General features: G+C 62.3%; 14 protein-coding genes. 13 read left to right on the forward strand and 1 reads right to left on the reverse strand.

Annotated elements, in window-relative coordinates; all coding sequences use genetic code 11:
• Nucleotides 1-20: 20 nt before the first annotated feature.
• Genes J4E63_RS30450 through J4E63_RS30460 form a run of 3 tightly spaced genes read left to right on the forward strand, consistent with a single transcriptional unit; the run spans nucleotide 21 to nucleotide 2,483 of the window.
• Nucleotides 21-1,046 (forward strand): aminoglycoside phosphotransferase family protein, encoded by a 1,026-nt coding sequence (locus J4E63_RS30450; protein WP_207284180.1) that lies wholly within the window; start codon nucleotides 21-23, stop codon nucleotides 1,044-1,046.
• Nucleotides 1,043-1,714 carry an N-acetylmuramate alpha-1-phosphate uridylyltransferase MurU gene (gene murU, locus J4E63_RS30455; RefSeq protein ID WP_207284181.1) on the forward strand — a complete coding sequence of 224 codons (672 nt, stop codon included), beginning with the start codon at nucleotides 1,043-1,045 and terminating at the stop codon, nucleotides 1,712-1,714. Before J4E63_RS30450 ends, murU begins: the two co-directional genes overlap by 4 nt.
• 1 nt (nucleotide 1,715) lies before the next feature.
• Nucleotides 1,716-2,483: a TerB family tellurite resistance protein gene (locus tag J4E63_RS30460; RefSeq protein WP_060740363.1), complete on the forward strand. Its 768-nt coding sequence runs from the start codon at nucleotides 1,716-1,718 to the stop codon at nucleotides 2,481-2,483.
• 30 nt (nucleotides 2,484-2,513) lie between these two features.
• Here the strand turns inward: J4E63_RS30460 and J4E63_RS30465 are convergent, their stop codons facing one another.
• Nucleotides 2,514-3,506: an alpha/beta hydrolase family protein gene (locus tag J4E63_RS30465; RefSeq protein ID WP_207284182.1), complete on the reverse strand. Its 993-nt coding sequence runs from the start codon at nucleotides 3,504-3,506 to the stop codon at nucleotides 2,514-2,516.
• A 74-nt stretch (nucleotides 3,507-3,580) separates the two neighbouring features.
• Between J4E63_RS30465 and J4E63_RS30470 the strand changes: the two genes are divergently transcribed.
• From J4E63_RS30470 to trpE, 10 genes are all read left to right on the forward strand, one after another.
• Nucleotides 3,581-5,977, forward strand: a complete 2,397-nt coding sequence (locus tag J4E63_RS30470) for a PAS domain S-box protein (RefSeq protein WP_207284183.1) — start codon at nucleotides 3,581-3,583, stop codon at nucleotides 5,975-5,977.
• A gap of 114 nt (nucleotides 5,978-6,091) precedes the next feature.
• Nucleotides 6,092-6,721 carry a response regulator transcription factor gene (locus J4E63_RS30475; protein WP_060740366.1) on the forward strand — a complete coding sequence of 210 codons (630 nt, stop codon included), beginning with the start codon at nucleotides 6,092-6,094 and terminating at the stop codon, nucleotides 6,719-6,721.
• Nucleotides 6,722-7,067: 346 nt separating this feature from the next.
• Complete coding sequence (locus tag J4E63_RS30480; RefSeq protein WP_072342484.1) at nucleotides 7,068-8,192, forward strand: ABC transporter ATP-binding protein; 1,125 nt, start codon at nucleotides 7,068-7,070, stop codon at nucleotides 8,190-8,192.
• 49 nt (nucleotides 8,193-8,241) lie between these two features.
• The gene (locus tag J4E63_RS30485; RefSeq protein ID WP_003206153.1) at nucleotides 8,242-9,285 is read left to right on the forward strand and encodes an ABC transporter substrate-binding protein; all 1,044 of its coding nucleotides are present in this window, start codon (nucleotides 8,242-8,244) and stop codon (nucleotides 9,283-9,285) included.
• A 201-nt stretch (nucleotides 9,286-9,486) separates the two neighbouring features.
• Entirely contained in the window at nucleotides 9,487-10,734 is a 1,248-nt protein-coding gene (locus J4E63_RS30490; RefSeq protein ID WP_060740368.1) for an ABC transporter permease, read from the forward strand.
• Between the two features lie 12 nt (nucleotides 10,735-10,746).
• Nucleotides 10,747-11,571: an ABC transporter permease gene (locus tag J4E63_RS30495; RefSeq protein ID WP_060740369.1), complete on the forward strand. Its 825-nt coding sequence runs from the start codon at nucleotides 10,747-10,749 to the stop codon at nucleotides 11,569-11,571.
• A 202-nt stretch (nucleotides 11,572-11,773) separates the two neighbouring features.
• A complete protein-coding gene (locus J4E63_RS30500) occupies nucleotides 11,774-12,922 on the forward strand; it encodes an iron-containing alcohol dehydrogenase (protein WP_103308214.1) in 1,149 nt (382 codons plus the stop codon).
• A gap of 78 nt (nucleotides 12,923-13,000) precedes the next feature.
• On the forward strand, nucleotides 13,001-13,675 hold the full coding sequence (rpe, locus tag J4E63_RS30505) for a ribulose-phosphate 3-epimerase (protein WP_060740371.1): 675 nt from the start codon (nucleotides 13,001-13,003) through the stop codon (nucleotides 13,673-13,675).
• Nucleotides 13,672-14,490, forward strand: a complete 819-nt coding sequence (locus tag J4E63_RS30510) for a phosphoglycolate phosphatase (RefSeq protein WP_207284184.1) — start codon at nucleotides 13,672-13,674, stop codon at nucleotides 14,488-14,490. Before rpe ends, J4E63_RS30510 begins: the two co-directional genes overlap by 4 nt.
• 70 nt (nucleotides 14,491-14,560) lie before the next feature.
• The gene (trpE, locus tag J4E63_RS30515; protein ID WP_060740373.1) at nucleotides 14,561-16,042 is read left to right on the forward strand and encodes an anthranilate synthase component I; all 1,482 of its coding nucleotides are present in this window, start codon (nucleotides 14,561-14,563) and stop codon (nucleotides 16,040-16,042) included.
• Nucleotides 16,043-16,089: the final 47 nt, after the last annotated feature.

The raw sequence follows: 16,089 nt of genomic DNA on the forward strand, positions 1-16,089 counted from the left end.
CGCCGTCGGAGACCCTTGCAATGCCCGACCAAGATGTACGCTTGCAACACCTGAAAGTTTGGCTCGATGAACAACTGCCGATCCTTTTCACTCAACAGGGCTGGGGCACCGTACCCCCGGCCACGTTGACCGCCGCCAGCAGTGACGCGAGTTTCCGGCGGTATTTCCGCTGGGAAGGCGAGGGCCGCAGTTTGATCGTAATGGATGCGCCACCGCCCCAGGAAAACTGCAAACCCTTCGTGGATATTGCTTTTTTACTGGCGAAATCCGGCATCAACGTGCCGAAAATTTATGCCGAAGACCTCGAGCGCGGCTTTCTTTTGCTCAATGACCTGGGCAATCAGACCTACCTGGACGTGATCGACAGCGAAAATGCCGACGATTTATTCGGCGATGCCTTGCAAGCCTTGTTGGCTTTCCAGCAACTGCCGATGGTCGCGCCGTTGCCGAGCTACGATGTCGCGTTGCTGCGTCGGGAGCTGGAATTGTTTCCCGAGTGGTACGTCAAGCGCGAGCTGGGCATCGAATTCGATCCGGGCCAGCAGCAACTCTGGCAACAGGCCAGCGAGCTGTTGATCGACAGCGCCCTGGCCCAACCCAAAGTGCTGGTGCACCGCGACTACATGCCGCGCAACCTGATGCTCAGCGTACCGAACCCCGGTGTGCTGGACTTTCAGGATGCGGTCTATGGCCCGGTGACCTACGACGTGACCTGCCTGTTCAAGGATGCCTTCCTCAGTTGGCCCGAGGCGCGTGTGCGCGGTTGGCTGGAGCGTTACTGGCAGCAGGCTGGCGCCCTTGGCATTCCCGTCCAGCCGGATCTCGAGGATTTCCTGCGGGCCAGCGACTTGATGGGCGTGCAGCGTCACCTCAAGGTTATCGGGATCTTCGCGCGCATTTGCCACCGTGATGGCAAACCACGTTACCTCGGTGATGTGCCGCGTTTCTTTGCTTATATAGAAGCGGTCATCGCCCGGCGTCCTGAACTGGCACCGCTCGATGAGCTGCTTGTCAGCCTGCGGCAGTCGGCCGGAGCAACGGCATGAAGGCGATGATCCTGGCGGCGGGCAAGGGCGAGCGCATGCGCCCCTTGACCCTCACCACGCCAAAGCCGTTGATTCGCGTGGGTGGCGTTCCCTTGATCGAATACCACTTGCGGGCGCTCGCCAAGGCCGGGTTCAGCGAGATCGTGATCAATCACGCCTGGCTCGGCCAGCAGATCGAAGATCACCTGGGAGACGGCTCGGGTTTTGGCGTGAGCATTCGGTTCTCACCCGAAGGCGAGCCGCTGGAAACCGGTGGTGGAATCTTCCGGGCCTTGCCGCTGCTGGGCGATGACGCGTTTGTGGTGGTGAACGGCGATATCTGGACCGACTACGATTTCAGCGTCTTGCGCAGGCCGCTCAAAGGGCTGGCGCACCTGGTGCTTGTCGATAATCCAGAGCATCACCCGAACGGCGATTTCATTCTGGCCGACGGAAAGGTTCACGATGGGCAAACACCTGCCGACAACCTGACCTATAGCGGCATCGCCGTGCTGCACCCGCGCTTGTTCGACGGCTGCACAGGCGGTGCCTTCAAGCTCGCACCGCTGTTGCGCACGGCCATGGCCGAAGGGTGCGTCAGTGGCGAGCACCTGAAAGGGCATTGGGTCGATGTCGGCACCCATGAACGGTTGGCGCAGGTTGAAACCTTGATAGAAGCGAGCGGTTGATATGTGGTGGCCAGGGACTCTGATTGGAGCCGGGGCGGGCTTTGCCATCGCCAGCATTCCGGGGGCCATGCTTGGCGCGTTGTTGGGACAGGCGCTGGACCGGCGCCTGAATCTGCAGGGCTGGGCGCAAGTACGTGAGCGCCTGGGCGGCCGCCCGGCGCTGCGCAACGATGAATTGTTGTTCGTATTGCTCGGGCGCCTGGCCAAATGCGATGGGCGCGTGGTGGACGGCCACATCCAGCAAGCTCGCCAGGAGATGCGGGCGTTGGACTTGAGTGAATCGGCGCAGCGCCGGGCGATCGCGGCGTTCAACCGGGGCAAGTCCGGAAACGATCGGTTGCGCGGTTATATGCGTCGCCTGGCCGTCCAGCCCCATGCGGCTGAAGGGGTATTGCGCGCCTGTTGGCGGATGGTCTGGGCCGATGGGCGTGCCGGTGTCGGCGAGCGGGAACTGGTGGCCCAATGGGGCCGCTGGTTGGGCTGGACGCCGCAACAGGTCCAGGCGCTGGCGGCTGATTACGAACCGCAGAAACTGTCGCGGCCCAACGCCGGCGTGACCTATCAGGAGGCCTTGCGCTTGCTGGGGGTTTCGGCCACCAGCGAACCGTCGCAGATCAAGCGTGCCTACCGGCGACTGCTCAGCCGTCATCACCCGGACAAGATTGCCGGCAGCGGGGCGACGCCCTTGCAGGTGCGTGAAGCCACCGACAAAACCCGAGAGCTGCATAACGCCTATCGGTTGATTCGCGAGCGGCGGGATTTTCGCTAGCTTCCGGGGGACAAGGGGCCAGAGTCAGCCTTACTCCCCCGGCTTCTGCGGGTTCAACCAACCCCGAACCCGACGAAACAACTGCTCCTGCTCCGCCGACGGGTTCGGCAGGGCCTTGAGGGATACCTGGCTGAAGGTCGAACCTTTCAAGCGTTTGCTCGCCTGCAAGCGCTCCAGCGCCGCGTTGCGATCCAGCAATTTGTCCATGTAGAAAATATCGGCGGTCGCCAGTTTCAAGGTAGGGGTCAGTTCGGCCAGGCCGGGCTTGGCAGTGACCGGAGTCTGCGCAGCCACCATCACGAAGCGTTCGACTTGCGAGGGTTGCTTTTCACTCAAGTAACGCGCGACCCAATAGGCGCCGGTGCCATGGCCCAGTAGCACGATACGGCGTGCGCTTTGCTGTTCGGCGTAGGCCAGCGCCGCATCGATGCGGGCGAAGATGCGCTCGGCGTCGGCCTTGGCATGTTCTTCATCGGTTTGCGCAACGACCGGATCCACCGCATCGGCTTCGCCGCCGGCGACCTGTTCGATCGGCGCCGAAGTGGTAGCGTCCGGTGCCGCGGCAGCCGTATCGGCCGGCTTGGTCTCGGGCGCGGCTTCCGCCACGCGCGGCGCGATGACATCGCTTTGCAGGTCCGGCAGGGTGATACTCAGGCTGCTCCATTCAACATCGGGCAACTTTTTGCGTAATGGGCCGACGACTTGAGGCCAGTCAGCGGTTTCGCCGGCGCCGGGGATGATGATGGCCACGCCTCTGGGGTCACTGGTATTGGCCGGTTTCCACAGTGCGAGGAAGGTGTCGCTGCCGGTCTGCAACTGTTGCTGTTCCTGGGGCGGGACTGTTCGTCCAAGTGCAGCCGCTTCTTCCTGGCTACGCTCGAGCAAAGGCTGGCGCTCGACAGGTTTTTCCCCGGCGGGTTGCTCGGCGGCGGGGGCCGTTTCGCTGGCCTGGACAGAAAAGGCACTTGGCAGGATCAGCGATAGGCACAATGCTGGCAACGCCAGGCGATAAACAGAGGGCATCGGATATTCCATGACCAGAAGTATTTCCGGCAGCCTAATGGGTTGGTCAGTATTTGTCAGTGCATGAGACTTCAATGATGCGTTTTTGCTGCCTGTGGGTTATCGGCTGTTTATGGCTTCCCTTGATGGCGTGGGCCGCGCCCGCGCCGTCGGCGCCTGGGGTGCAATTGAATGCAGGGCAGCGCCAATGGCTGGTGCAACATCCGCAGTGGCGGGTCGGCCTGGTCTTGCAGGCGCCCTATGCGCAATACGACCGGCGCTTGCAGCGTTTGTCCGGCACCAATGTCGAGTTGATGCAATGGCTGGGCAAGGCGCTGAACGTCGAGCTGACCTGGCGCAACTTCCAGGACGTGGCGCAACTGGAAGCGGCATTGCGTGCCGGCGAGGTGGACATCGCTCCGGGCCTGACCCAATCCCCAGGCGGGCTCAAGCTCTGGCAGTTTTCCGATCCCTACATGCGCGTGCCGCAATTGATCGTCGGTGCGCAGAAAGGCGCCGAGGGGGTGGAGTTGGAAAAACTCGACGCCCAGGCCCGCGTTGTGGTGCGCATGCCCAGTGCCACGGCCGATTACCTGCGCAGCAACTACCCGACGCTGAACCTGCAAGGCGTGCCGATGGAGCGCGAGGCCCTGCAATTGCTGCTGACCCAGCAGGCCCGGTACGCGGTGGTCGACGAGGCGCAACTGGGCAGGTTGATGGTCGAACCCGAATTCGCCGAGCTGGCGGTGGTGGGCGACATTGGCCTGCCGCAGTTGCTACGGGTTGCCACACGGCGGGACTGGCCGGAGCTGGCAGAAATCATCGACAGAGGGTTGCAGGCAATCCCGGCCAAGGAGCTGGAGCAACTGCACAGTCGTTGGCTCAAGCCAAAATACCCGCGCCTGACCGAGACCCCGGGTTTCTGGCAGAACCTGACCCTGTTGATCCTGGCCCTGCTGCTCAGCAGCGTTGCCATCGTGTTCTGGCAGCGTCGCCAGCAACGTGGACTGGAGCGCCGTCTGCGTGCCGCGAGGGAGGACATCGCCCAGCGTGCAGCCAGCGAAGAAGCCTTGCGCCTGACCCAGTTCTCCATCGATCAAAGCACGGTCGGCATCCTGTGGGTCAATTGGGACAGCCACGTGCGCTATGCCAACCGAGCGGCCGAAACCATGCTCGGCTACGCCTCGGGCGCCATCATCGACCGGCCCTTGATCGACTTCGAGCCGGGCTTGCACATGGACCGTTGGTTGAACCTGTGGAAGCGCGCCCGGGCCAGTGAAGAGGGGCCGCTGAGCTTCGAAACCGAGTGCGTGCGAGCCGATGGCAGCATACTGCCGACCGACGTTTCCCTGAGCTTCCTGCGTTTTCGCGACGCCGAATACCTGGTGGTCTACCTCAATGATGTGACCGAGCGCCGACGTGCGCTGGCGGCGTTGCGCGAAAGCGAGGCGCGGCTGCAAGGCATTGCCGCCAATGTGCCGGGCCTGGTCTTTCGCCTGGAACGGGCACCGGTGACCGGCCAGATCGACTTTGCCTACATCAGCGAAGGCAGCGAAAGCCTGGTGGGTTATTCCCCTGCAACCCTGGCCCGCAGTGACACCGGGCTGCGCAGTCTGGTGCATCCGCAGGACAAGGCCGATTATCACCGCACCCAGGACCAGGCGCTGGATACCGACAGTGACTGGTCATGGCAGGGCCGTATCCTGACCCGCGAAGGCCAGGAGCGTTGGGCCGAGATCAAGGCGATCACTCGGCGTCTCGAAGATGGCGCCTATGTCTGGGACGGTATCGTCTGGGACATCACTGACAGTAAGCGCATCGAACTGGAGTTGGCCAGTTCCCGGGAGCAGTTGCGCGAGTTGTCGGCGCACCTGGAAAGCGTGCGGGAAGAGGAAAAAGCGCGGATTGCCCGGGAGGTCCACGACGAGCTGGGCCAGATGCTGACGGTGTTGAAGCTTGAAACTTCCATGTGTGAATTGGCCTACGCGCAACTCGACCCGGGCCTGCATGAGCGGCTTAACAGCATGAAGCGCCTGATTGCTCAGTTGTTCCAGTTGGTGCGGGATGTGGCGACGGCATTGCGCCCGCCAATCCTGGATGCTGGCATCGCTTCGGCCATCGAATGGCAGGCCCGGCGCTTCGAGGCGCGAACGCAGATTCCTTGCCTGGTGCAGGTGCCGGACAACCTGCCGCCCCTGAGCGACGCCAAGGCCATCGGTCTGTTCCGGATTCTCCAGGAGGCGCTGACCAACGTGATGCGTCATGCCCAGGCGCATACTGTGGAGTTGACGCTGGTTCAGCAAGGCGCTGATTTATGTCTGACCGTCAGCGACGACGGTGTAGGATTTATTGCCGATACGAGCCGGCCAACGTCCTTTGGCCTGGTCGGCATGCGTGAACGGGTGCTGATCATGGGTGGACAGTTGACCCTGGACAGTGAGCCGGGGGAGGGCACCACCCTGTCGGTGCGGGTGCCGTTGAATGAGGCCTGATGGTTTGGGTTGGCTGGGCTGACGCTATCGCGAGCAAGCTCGCTCCCACATCGATCGAGGTGTACTTGTGGGAGCGAGCTTGCTCGCGATGAGATCCTGAATCTGGAGAGCAATGTGATCCGTGTACTGGTAGCCGAAGACCACACCATCGTCCGCGAAGGCATCAAGCAGTTGATCGGCCTGGCCAAGGATCTGCTGGTGGTGGGGGAGGCGAGCAATGGCGAACAGTTGCTCGAAACCCTGCGCCAGGTGCCCTGCGAAGTGGTGCTGCTGGATATCTCCATGCCGGGCGTCAACGGCCTGGAGGCGATCCCGCGGATCCGTGCGTTGAACAATCCGCCGGCCATCCTGGTGCTGTCGATGCATGACGAGGCGCAAATGGCCGCCCGTGCCCTGAAGGTCGGCGCCGCGGGTTACGCAACCAAGGACAGCGACCCGGCCCTGCTGCTCATGGCGATTCGCAAGGTCGCGGCCGGCGGGCGCTACATCGACCCGGACCTGGCCGACCGCATGGTCTTCGAAGTCGGCCTGACGGACACGCGACCGCTGCACTCGCTGCTGTCCGAACGTGAATTCTCAGTCTTCGAACGCCTGGCCCAGGGCGCCAACGTCAACGACATCGCCCAGCAACTGGCCCTGAGCAGCAAGACCATCAGCACCCACAAGGCGCGGCTGATGCAGAAACTCAACATCACCTCATTGGCCGAGTTGGTGAAATATGCGATGGAGCACAAGTTGCTCTGAACCCCGCAATTTCCACTTGTGGGAGCGAGCTTGCTCGCGATGGCGGCGGCACATTCAATATTGATGTCGGCTGACACTCCGCTATCGCGAGCAAGCTCGCTCCCACAGGGTTTTGTGTTGGCATATCCATTTGCGACACACCCCGACAGCGCTTTTTGCCCTTACTTGCAGCTTGGCGCTTGAAACGCGCCGCCGCACTTACCCAATCCCGCCATCCTTGTAGGGCGATCCCTACCCCGACTCTTCCATCCGGCTGAGGCGATTCTCTCCTGCGCCCCGATTTGCGCGGACCCCAGGGTCCACTAGGCTTGATTCACAAGCAGTCATCAAAACAAAAGGTGCGGGTATGAGCCAGGTCGATTCAAGCGCGGGGGCCAGCGATGTGCTGGTCAGCTTTCGTGGTGTGCAGAAGAGCTACGATGGCGAGAACCTGATCGTCAAAGACCTCAACCTGGACATTCGCAAAGGCGAATTCCTGACCCTGCTCGGGCCTTCCGGCTCCGGCAAGACCACCAGCCTGATGATGCTCGCCGGGTTTGAAACCCCAACCGCTGGCGAGATCCTGCTGGCCGGGCGTTCGATCAACAATGTGCCGCCGCACAAGCGCGACATCGGCATGGTGTTCCAGAACTACGCCTTGTTCCCGCACATGACCGTCGCCGAGAACCTTGCTTTCCCGCTGACCGTGCGAGGCCTGAACAAGAGCGACGTGAGCGATCGGGTCAAGCGTGTCCTGAGCATGGTCCAGCTGGACAGCTTCGCCCAACGCTACCCGGCGCAATTGTCCGGCGGCCAGCAACAACGGGTGGCCCTGGCGCGGGCGCTGGTGTTCGAGCCGCAGTTGGTGCTGATGGACGAACCCCTGGGGGCGCTGGACAAGCAATTGCGTGAACACATGCAGATGGAAATCAAGCACCTGCACCAGCGCCTTGGCGTGACCGTGGTCTACGTGACCCACGACCAGGGCGAAGCCTTGACCATGTCCGACCGCGTGGCGGTGTTCCACCAGGGCGAAATCCAGCAGATCGCCCCACCGCGCACCCTGTATGAAGAGCCGAAAAACACTTTCGTCGCCAACTTCATCGGCGAAAACAACCGTCTCAACGGTCGCCTGCACAGCCACACCGGCGATCGTTGCCTGGTGGAGTTGGCGCGCGGCGAGAAAGTCGAGGCCCTGGCGGTGAATGTCGGTCAGCCCGGCGAGCCGGTGACCCTGTCGATTCGTCCGGAGCGGGTGAGCCTCAACGGCGTCAGCGAACAATGTGTCAACCGCTTCTCAGGGAGGGTGGCGGAATTCATCTATCTGGGCGACCACGTCCGGGTTCGCCTGGAAGTCTGCGGCAAGAACGACTTCTTCGTGAAACAGCCGATTGCCGAGCTCGATCCCGCGCTCGCCGTCGGCGACGTGGTTCCGCTTGGCTGGCAAGTCGAGCATGTGCGTGCGCTCGATCCCCTTCTAGAGGCGAATTGATCGCCCCCTGCTGTACCAACACCAACCCTGCACGTGGAGAGAACAATAAATGTTGAGATCCCTGAAGTTCACAGCCCTGACACTGGGCATGATGGGTGCGGCAAGCGCGATGGCGGCGGGCCCGGACCTGACCGTGGTGTCTTTCGGCGGGGCGAACAAGGCGGCTCAGGTCAAAGCCTTCTACGCACCGTGGGAAGCGGCCGGCAACGGCAAGATCGTGGCTGGCGAGTACAACGGCGAAATGGCCAAGGTCAAGGCCATGGTCGATACCAAGAGCGTTTCCTGGGACCTGGTGGAAGTCGAGTCTCCGGAATTGTCCCGTGGTTGTGACGAAGACATGTTCGAGCAACTGGACCCGGCCCTGTTCGGCAAGGCCGAAGACTACGTCAAGGGCGCCATCCAGCCTTGCGGCGTAGGTTTCTTCGTGTGGTCGACCGTGCTGGCCTACAACGCCGACAAACTCAAGACTGCGCCGACCAGTTGGGCAGACTTCTGGGACACCAAGCAATTCCCGGGCAAGCGCGGCCTGCGCAAGGGCGCCAAGTACACCCTGGAATTCGCCCTGATGGCCGACGGCGTAGCGCCGAAAGACGTCTACAAAGTGCTGGCCGGCAAGGATGGCCAGGACCGTGCGTTCAAGAAGCTCGACGAGCTCAAGCCGAATATCCAGTGGTGGGAAGCCGGCGCCCAGCCGCCGCAATACCTGGCTTCCGGTGACGTGGTCATGAGCTCGGCCTACAACGGTCGGATCGCTGCGGTACAGAAAGAAAGCAACCTGAAAGTGGTGTGGAACGGCGGTATCTATGACTTCGACGCCTGGGCCATCCCGCGCGGCCTGGACAAGACCCGCGCCGAAGCGGCGAAGAAATTCATCGCCTTCTCGGTTGCACCGCAGCAGCAGAAGACCTACTCGGAAAACATCGCCTACGGCCCGGCCAATACCCAGGCTGTGCCGTTGCTGGCCAAGGATGTCCTGAAGGACATGCCGACCACCCCGGAAAACATCGCCAACCAGGTGCAGATCGACGTCAGCTTCTGGGCTGACAACGGTGAGCAACTGGAGCAGCGCTTCAACTCCTGGGCGGCCAAGTAACCCGACGGTCTGAAGCTGGATGAAATCCATGTGGGAGCGAGCTTGCTCGCGATAGCGGTTTGTCAGACACATCAATGTTGAATGTGCCGTAGCCATCGCGAGCAAGCTCGCTCCCACAGGTTCTTGCTCCAATCGGGTGTTTCAAAAGAACAGAGGCGGCCCGCCGCCCCTGTAACGATAAAAAGATTTGCGGAGTTCGCCATGGCCATCGCCGTTCCACTGAACGCGGGCACCAGCCCCACCCTCAAGCAACGGCTCAAGCGCGCCGAGCGGGTCAACCGCTGGAAGGCCCAGGCCTTGATCGCGCCGCTGGTGCTGTTTCTGTTGCTGGTGTTCCTGGTGCCGATCGTGGCACTGCTGTTCAAAAGCGTCAGCAACCCGGAAGTGGTGGGCGCCATGCCTCGCACGGTCGCTGCCGTCGCGGCCTGGGACGGACGCGGTTTGCCGGGCGAGCCGGTGTACAAGGCTGCCAGTGAAGACCTGGCCGAAGCCCGCAAGAATCAGACCCTGGGCGACTTGTCCAAGCGCCTGAACATGGAACTGGCCGGCTATCGCAGCCTGCTGACCAAGACTGCTCGGGCGTTGCCGTTTGCCACCGAGCCGGCTTCCTATAAAGAAGCCATGGAAAACCTCGATGAGCGTTGGGGCGACCCGGCGTACTGGCAGGTGGTCCGCCGTAACACCAGCAACGTCACCCCGTATTACCTGCTGGCGGCCGTCGATCACCGCATCGATGACCTGGGGGAACTGGCCCCGGCGACTCCCGACCAGGCGATTTACCTGGATATTTTCACCCGCACGTTCTGGATGGGCCTGGTCATCACCGCGATCTGCCTGGTGCTGGCCTATCCGCTGGCGTACCTGCTGGCGAACCTGCCGTCGCGCCAAAGCAACCTGTTGATGATCCTGGTGTTGCTACCGTTCTGGACCTCGATCCTGGTGCGCGTCGCCGCGTGGATCGTGCTGCTGCAGTCGGGCGGCCTGATCAACAGTGGCCTGATGGCCATGGGCATCATCGATAAGCCCCTGGAGCTGGTGTTCAACCGCACCGGTGTCTACATCTCCATGGTCCATATCCTGCTGCCGTTCATGATCCTGCCGATCTACAGCGTGATGAAGGGTATCTCGCCCACCTACATGCGTGCGGCGATTTCCCTGGGCTGCCATCCGTTCGCCAGTTTCTGGCGGGTGTATTTCCCGCAGACCTATGCCGGTGTCGGCGCCGGTTGCCTGTTGGTGTTCATCCTTGCCATCGGCTACTACATCACGCCGGCGCTGCTGGGCAGCCCGAACGACCAGATGGTCAGCTATTTCGTCGCGTTCTACACCAACACCAGTATCAACTGGGGCATGGCCACGGCGCTCGGCGGGCTGCTGTTGCTGGCGACCGTCGTGCTTTACCTGATTTACAACCGGCTGGTGGGCGCCAGCCGCCTGCGCCTGAGCTAAGGGGAGATCGAAATGCTGAGTCCTTACATGTCTCCCGTCGAACGGGTGTGGTTCTACACCTTGCGCACGCTCTGCGGGCTGATCCTGTTGTTCCTGATCCTGCCGGTGCTGGTGATCATTCCGCTGTCGTTCAACTCCGGCAGTTTCCTGGTGTACCCGTTGCAAGGCTTCTCGCTGCAGTGGTACCACGATTTCTTCGCCTCGGCCGAATGGATGCGGGCGCTGAAGAACAGCATCATCGTGGCCCCGGCGGCGACGTTGCTGGCGATGATCTTTGGCACACTGGCGGCCATCGGGCTGACCCGTGGTGACTTCCCGGGCAAGGCACTGGTGATGGCCCTGGTGATTTCGCCCATGGTGGTGCCGGTGGTGATCATCGGCGTGGCCAGCTATCTGTTCTTCGCACCGCTCGGGATGGGCAACAGTTTCCTCTCGCTGATCGTGGTCCACGCCGTGCTGGGGGTACCGTTCGTCATCATCACGGTGTCGGCGACCTTGCAGGGGTTCAATCACAACCTGGTCCGCGCCGCCGCCAGCCTCGGGGCTTCGCCACTGACGGCGTTTCGTCGGGTGACCCTGCCGTTGATCGCCCCGGGCGTGATCTCCGGCGCCCTGTTCGCCTTCGCGACGTCGTTCGATGAAGTGGTGGTGACCCTGTTCCTGGCCGGCCCCGAGCAGGCAACGTTGCCGCGGCAGATGTTCAGCGGCATCCGCGAAAACCTCAGCCCCACCATCGCGGCGGCGGCGACGCTGCTGATCGCCTTCTCGGTGATCCTGCTGCTGACCCTGGAGTGGTTGCGTGGGCGTAGCGAGAAGTTGCGCACGGCCCAGGTCTGAAGGTCAGCGTTGTTCAAATGTGGGAGCGAGCTTGCTCGCGATAGCGGTAGAGCATTCAACATTGATGCTGAATGTCAGTGCGCTATCGCGAGCAAGCTCGCTCCCACAGGGTTTCTCATTGCATTCATAAGCTGAATAGCAGACAACCCTTAATACCGAGCTATCCTTGTGCCAGCCCATACTCGAATAAGAGGCCGCGCACATGAGTCTTTCCTCATTCAAGATCGCCCATAAACTGATCACCGGTGCCGCTGCCATCGAGCAACTGGCCGCCGAGTTGACGCGCCTGGACGTCGACAACCCGCTGATCGTGACCGATGCGGCGTTGGTCCAGTCCGGCACTGTGGAGCTGGCCCTGCAACATCTGGGCGGACGCGACTACGAGATTTTCGACCGGGTCATGCCGGACCCGGAAATCGCCATCGTCGAGGATTGCATGCAAGCCTACCGCGACGGTGGTCATGATGGCCTGATCGGCCTGGGCGGCGGCAGTGCCATCGACATTGCCAAGTGCGTGGGCGTCTATGCCGGGTACCACGGCGAGTTGCAAGATATGTTCGGCGTCGATCAGGTACCGCGCAAAGGCCCGCCCATGATTGCCATCCCCACCACAGCCGGTACCGGTTCGGAAGTCACCAACGTGGCGATCCTTTCCGACAAGGCCGCGCAGCTGAAAAAAGGCATCGTCAGCGATTTTCTGTTGCCGGACGTGGCGCTGGTCAGCCCGCAGATGACCCTCACGTGCCCCCGTGGCGTAACGGCGTCCAGTGGTGTCGACGCGCTGGTCCATGCCATCGAGGCCTACCTGTCGCTCAATGCGTCGCCGATCACCGATGCCCTGGCTATCGGCGCGGTCAAGCTGATCAGCCGGGCGTTGCCCAAGGCCTACGCCAACCCCGCGCATCTGCAAGCCCGTGAGGACATGGCCACGGCCAGCCTGATGGCCGGCATGGCCTTCGGCAATGCCGGGGTTGGCGCGGTGCACGCGCTGGCCTATCCGTTAGGTGGGCGCTTTCACGTTTCTCACGGCGTCGCCAATGCACTGTTGCTGCCGTATGTCATGGCGTGGAACAAGATGGCGTGCGTCGAGCGCATGCGTGACATCGCCGAAGCCATGGGCATCAGGACTGCCCATCTGAGCGATATGGAGGCCGCCGACGAAGCCGTGGAAGCCATGGTCGCCTTGTGCGCCGCCGTGGAAATTCCCAAGGGCCTGAGTACCCTGGGCGTGACCGAGGACGTGATTCCGTCCATGGCCCTGGAGGCCGTGGGGATCGAGCGGTTGATGCGCAACAACCCACGCAAGCTGACCGCCAGCGACATCGAGAAGATCTATCGCGCGGCGTATTGATCGACGGTCACGGTGGGCGCGCCAAATCTTGAGGTATACAATGCGCGCCATCGTGATTTCGCTCAAAACAGGTGCGTCATGCAGCCCTTCGCTATTGCTCCGTCGATTCTCTCCGCCGACTTCGCCCGCCTGGGCGAGGAAGTGGACAACGTTCTGGCCGCCGGGGCCGACATCGTGCACTTCGATGTCATGGACAACCACTATGTACCCAACCTGACCATCGGCCCGATGGTCTGCGCGGCGCTGCGCAAGTACGGCGTCACCGCGCCGATCGACGCGCACCTGATGGTCAGCCCGGTGGACCGCATCGTCGGTGACTTCATCGAAGCCGGTGCCACCTACATCACCTTCCACCCTGAAGCCACGCTGCACATCGACCGCTCCCTGCAGTTGATCCGCGAGGGCGGTTGCAAGGCCGGCCTGGTGTTCAACCCGGCGACGCCCCTGGACGTGCTCAAGTATGTGATGGACAAGGTCGACATGATCCTGCTGATGAGCGTCAACCCTGGCTTCGGCGGCCAGAAGTTCATCCCGGGCACCCTCGACAAGTTGCGCGAAGCCCGGGCGCTGATCGATGCCTCGGGACGTGACATCCGCCTGGAAATCGACGGTGGCGTGAACGTGAACAATATCCGTGAAATCGCCGCGGCCGGCGCCGATACGTTCGTCGCAGGCTCGGCGATCTTCAACGCCCCCGACTACAACGAGGTGATTGCAAAAATGCGCGCCGAACTGGCCCTGGCGCGCCCATGAGCGGCTTCGAGCAGCTGTTCCCCGGCAGCTTGCCGCGCCTGGTGATGTTCGACCTCGATGGCACATTGGTCGATTCGGTCCCGGATCTCGCGGCGGCCGTGGACAGTATGCTGCTCAAGCTCGGACGTCCGTCCGCCGGCATCGACTCGGTGCGCCACTGGGTGGGCAACGGCGCGCCCATGCTGGTGCGCCGGGCCCTGGCCAATCACATCGATGCCCAGGGCGTCGATGACGCCGAGGCCGAGCGGGCGCTGGAGCTGTTCAACGAAGCCTACGAAGGCAACCACGCGCTGACGGTGGTCTATCCCGGCGTACGCTCCACGCTCAAGTGGCTGAAGAAGCAGGGCGTGGAAATGGCCCTGATCACCAACAAGCCGGAACGCTTCGTTGCGCCACTGCTGGACCAGATGAAAATCGGCCGCTATTTCCGCTGGATCATCGGCGGCGATACCTTGCCACAGAAAAAACCTGACCCGGCCGCGCTGTTCTTCGTGATGAAAATGGCCAACATCCCGGCCTCCCAATCCTTGTTCGTCGGCGACTCGCGCAGCGATGTGCTGGCGGCCAAGGCGGCAGGGGTCAAATGCGTGGCGCTGAGTTACGGCTACAACCACGGCCGGCCCATCGCCGAAGAGTTTCCGACGCTGGTGATCGACGATTTGCGCCTGTTAATTCCCGGTTGCCTGGACCCGGCCGCTGAGATAACGTTGCCCGACGCTGTTCAATCCTCTTCTGGAAACGCCATCGTGGTGGTCACTCGCAAACTCTGGATGAAAGTCATGAAGGCCCTGGCCCGCTGGCGTTGGCGCGCCTGACGTGATCCTGGCCGGTTATCCGGCGCGTTTGCATACCTGACTGTCAGCTCCTCTTGCCACGAGGCACCCCATGATCCGCGAAGAATTCCTGCGTCTAGCCGCTGCCGGCTACAACCGCATCCCCCTTGCTTGCGAAACCCTGGCCGACTTCGACACGCCGCTGTCGATCTACCTCAAGCTGGCCGACCAGCCCAACTCCTACCTGCTCGAATCGGTACAGGGCGGGGAAAAGTGGGGCCGTTATTCCATCATCGGCCTGCCGTGCCGTACGGTGCTGCGGGTCCATGACCATCGCATCAGCGTGACCCACGACGGCGTCGAAATCGAAAGCCTCGACGTCGAAGACCCGCTGGCATTCGTCGAAACCTTCAAGGCCCGCTACAACGTGCCGACCATCCCTGGCCTGCCGCGCTTCAACGGTGGCCTGGTGGGGTATTTCGGCTACGACTGCGTGCGCTACGTGGAAAAACGCCTGGGCACCTGCCCGAACCCCGATCCCCTGGGCGTACCGGATATCTTGCTGATGGTCTCCGACGCCGTCGTGGTCTTCGATAACCTCGCCGGCAAGATGCACGCCATCGTCCTGGCTGACCCGTCCCGGGAAGATGCCTACGAGCAAGGTCAGAAAAGCCTGCAGGCGCTGTTGGAAAAACTCCGTCAGCCGATCACGCCGCGTCCGGGCCTGGATTTCAGCAAGCAGTCGGCCGCCGACCCGGTGTTCCGTTCCAGTTTCACCCAGGACGATTACGAACGCGCCGTCGATACCATCAAGGAATACATCCTGGCGGGCGACTGCATGCAGGTGGTGCCGTCGCAACGGATGTCCATCGACTTCAAAGCCGCGCCCATCGATCTCTACCGGGCGCTGCGCTGCTTCAACCCGACGCCCTACATGTACTTCTTCAACTTCGGCGACTTCCATGTCGTCGGCAGTTCGCCAGAAGTGCTGGTGCGGGTCGAAGACAACCTGATCACCGTGCGACCGATCGCCGGCACTCGCCCCCGTGGCGCCACGGAGGAGGCTGACCGGGCGCTGGAAGAGGACCTGCTGTCGGACGACAAGGAAATCGCCGAGCACCTGATGCTGATCGACCTGGGGCGCAACGATACCGGGCGGGTCTCGGAAATCGGTTCGGTGAAACTCACCGAGAAGATGGTCATCGAGCGCTATTCCAACGTGATGCACATCGTCTCCAACGTCACCGGCCAATTGAAGGCCGGGCTGACGGCCATGGATGCCTTGCGGGCGATCCTGCCGGCGGGCACTTTGTCTGGCGCGCCGAAAATCCGCGCGATGGAAATCATCGACGAACTGGAGCCGGTCAAGCGGGGGGTATACGGCGGGGCCGTGGGTTATTTCGCCTGGAACGGCAACATGGACACCGCGATTGCTATCCGCACCGCGGTCATCAAGAACGGCGAACTGCACGTGCAGGCCGGCGGCGGCATCGTCGCCGACTCGGTGCCGGCATTGGAATGGGAAGAAACCCTGAACAAACGCCGGGCGATGTTCCGCGCCGTGGCGCTGGCCGAGCAGACCTCGAACGACTGAAGGCCTTCAACAAACAACTGTGGCGAGGGAGCAAACGCCCTCGCCAC

Origin of the sequence: Pseudomonas sp. FW300-N2F2, from assembly GCF_017351655.1 — a bacterium.
Taxonomy (GTDB): Bacteria; Pseudomonadota; Gammaproteobacteria; order Pseudomonadales; family Pseudomonadaceae; genus Aquipseudomonas; species Aquipseudomonas fluorescens_AA.

Bases quoted from the DNA above. Each gene is read 5' to 3' on its own strand.
- rpe (WP_060740371.1), top strand. From the start codon at position 13,001: ATGCAGCCCTTCGCTATTGCTCCGTCGATTCTCTCCGCCGACTTCGCC.
- J4E63_RS30495 (WP_060740369.1), top strand. From the start codon at position 10,747: ATGCTGAGTCCTTACATGTCTCCCGTCGAACGGGTGTGGTTCTACACC.
- J4E63_RS30485 (WP_003206153.1), top strand. From the start codon at position 8,242: ATGTTGAGATCCCTGAAGTTCACAGCCCTGACACTGGGCATGATGGGT.
- J4E63_RS30470 (WP_207284183.1), top strand. From the start codon at position 3,581: ATGATGCGTTTTTGCTGCCTGTGGGTTATCGGCTGTTTATGGCTTCCC.
- trpE (WP_060740373.1), top strand. From the start codon at position 14,561: ATGATCCGCGAAGAATTCCTGCGTCTAGCCGCTGCCGGCTACAACCGC.
- J4E63_RS30465 (WP_207284182.1), bottom strand. From the start codon at position 3,506: ATGCCCTCTGTTTATCGCCTGGCGTTGCCAGCATTGTGCCTATCGCTG.
- J4E63_RS30480 (WP_072342484.1), top strand. From the start codon at position 7,068: ATGAGCCAGGTCGATTCAAGCGCGGGGGCCAGCGATGTGCTGGTCAGC.
- J4E63_RS30450 (WP_207284180.1), top strand. From the start codon at position 21: ATGCCCGACCAAGATGTACGCTTGCAACACCTGAAAGTTTGGCTCGAT.
- J4E63_RS30490 (WP_060740368.1), top strand. From the start codon at position 9,487: ATGGCCATCGCCGTTCCACTGAACGCGGGCACCAGCCCCACCCTCAAG.
- J4E63_RS30510 (WP_207284184.1), top strand. From the start codon at position 13,672: ATGAGCGGCTTCGAGCAGCTGTTCCCCGGCAGCTTGCCGCGCCTGGTG.
- murU (WP_207284181.1), top strand. From the start codon at position 1,043: ATGAAGGCGATGATCCTGGCGGCGGGCAAGGGCGAGCGCATGCGCCCC.
- J4E63_RS30500 (WP_103308214.1), top strand. From the start codon at position 11,774: ATGAGTCTTTCCTCATTCAAGATCGCCCATAAACTGATCACCGGTGCC.
- J4E63_RS30460 (WP_060740363.1), top strand. From the start codon at position 1,716: ATGTGGTGGCCAGGGACTCTGATTGGAGCCGGGGCGGGCTTTGCCATC.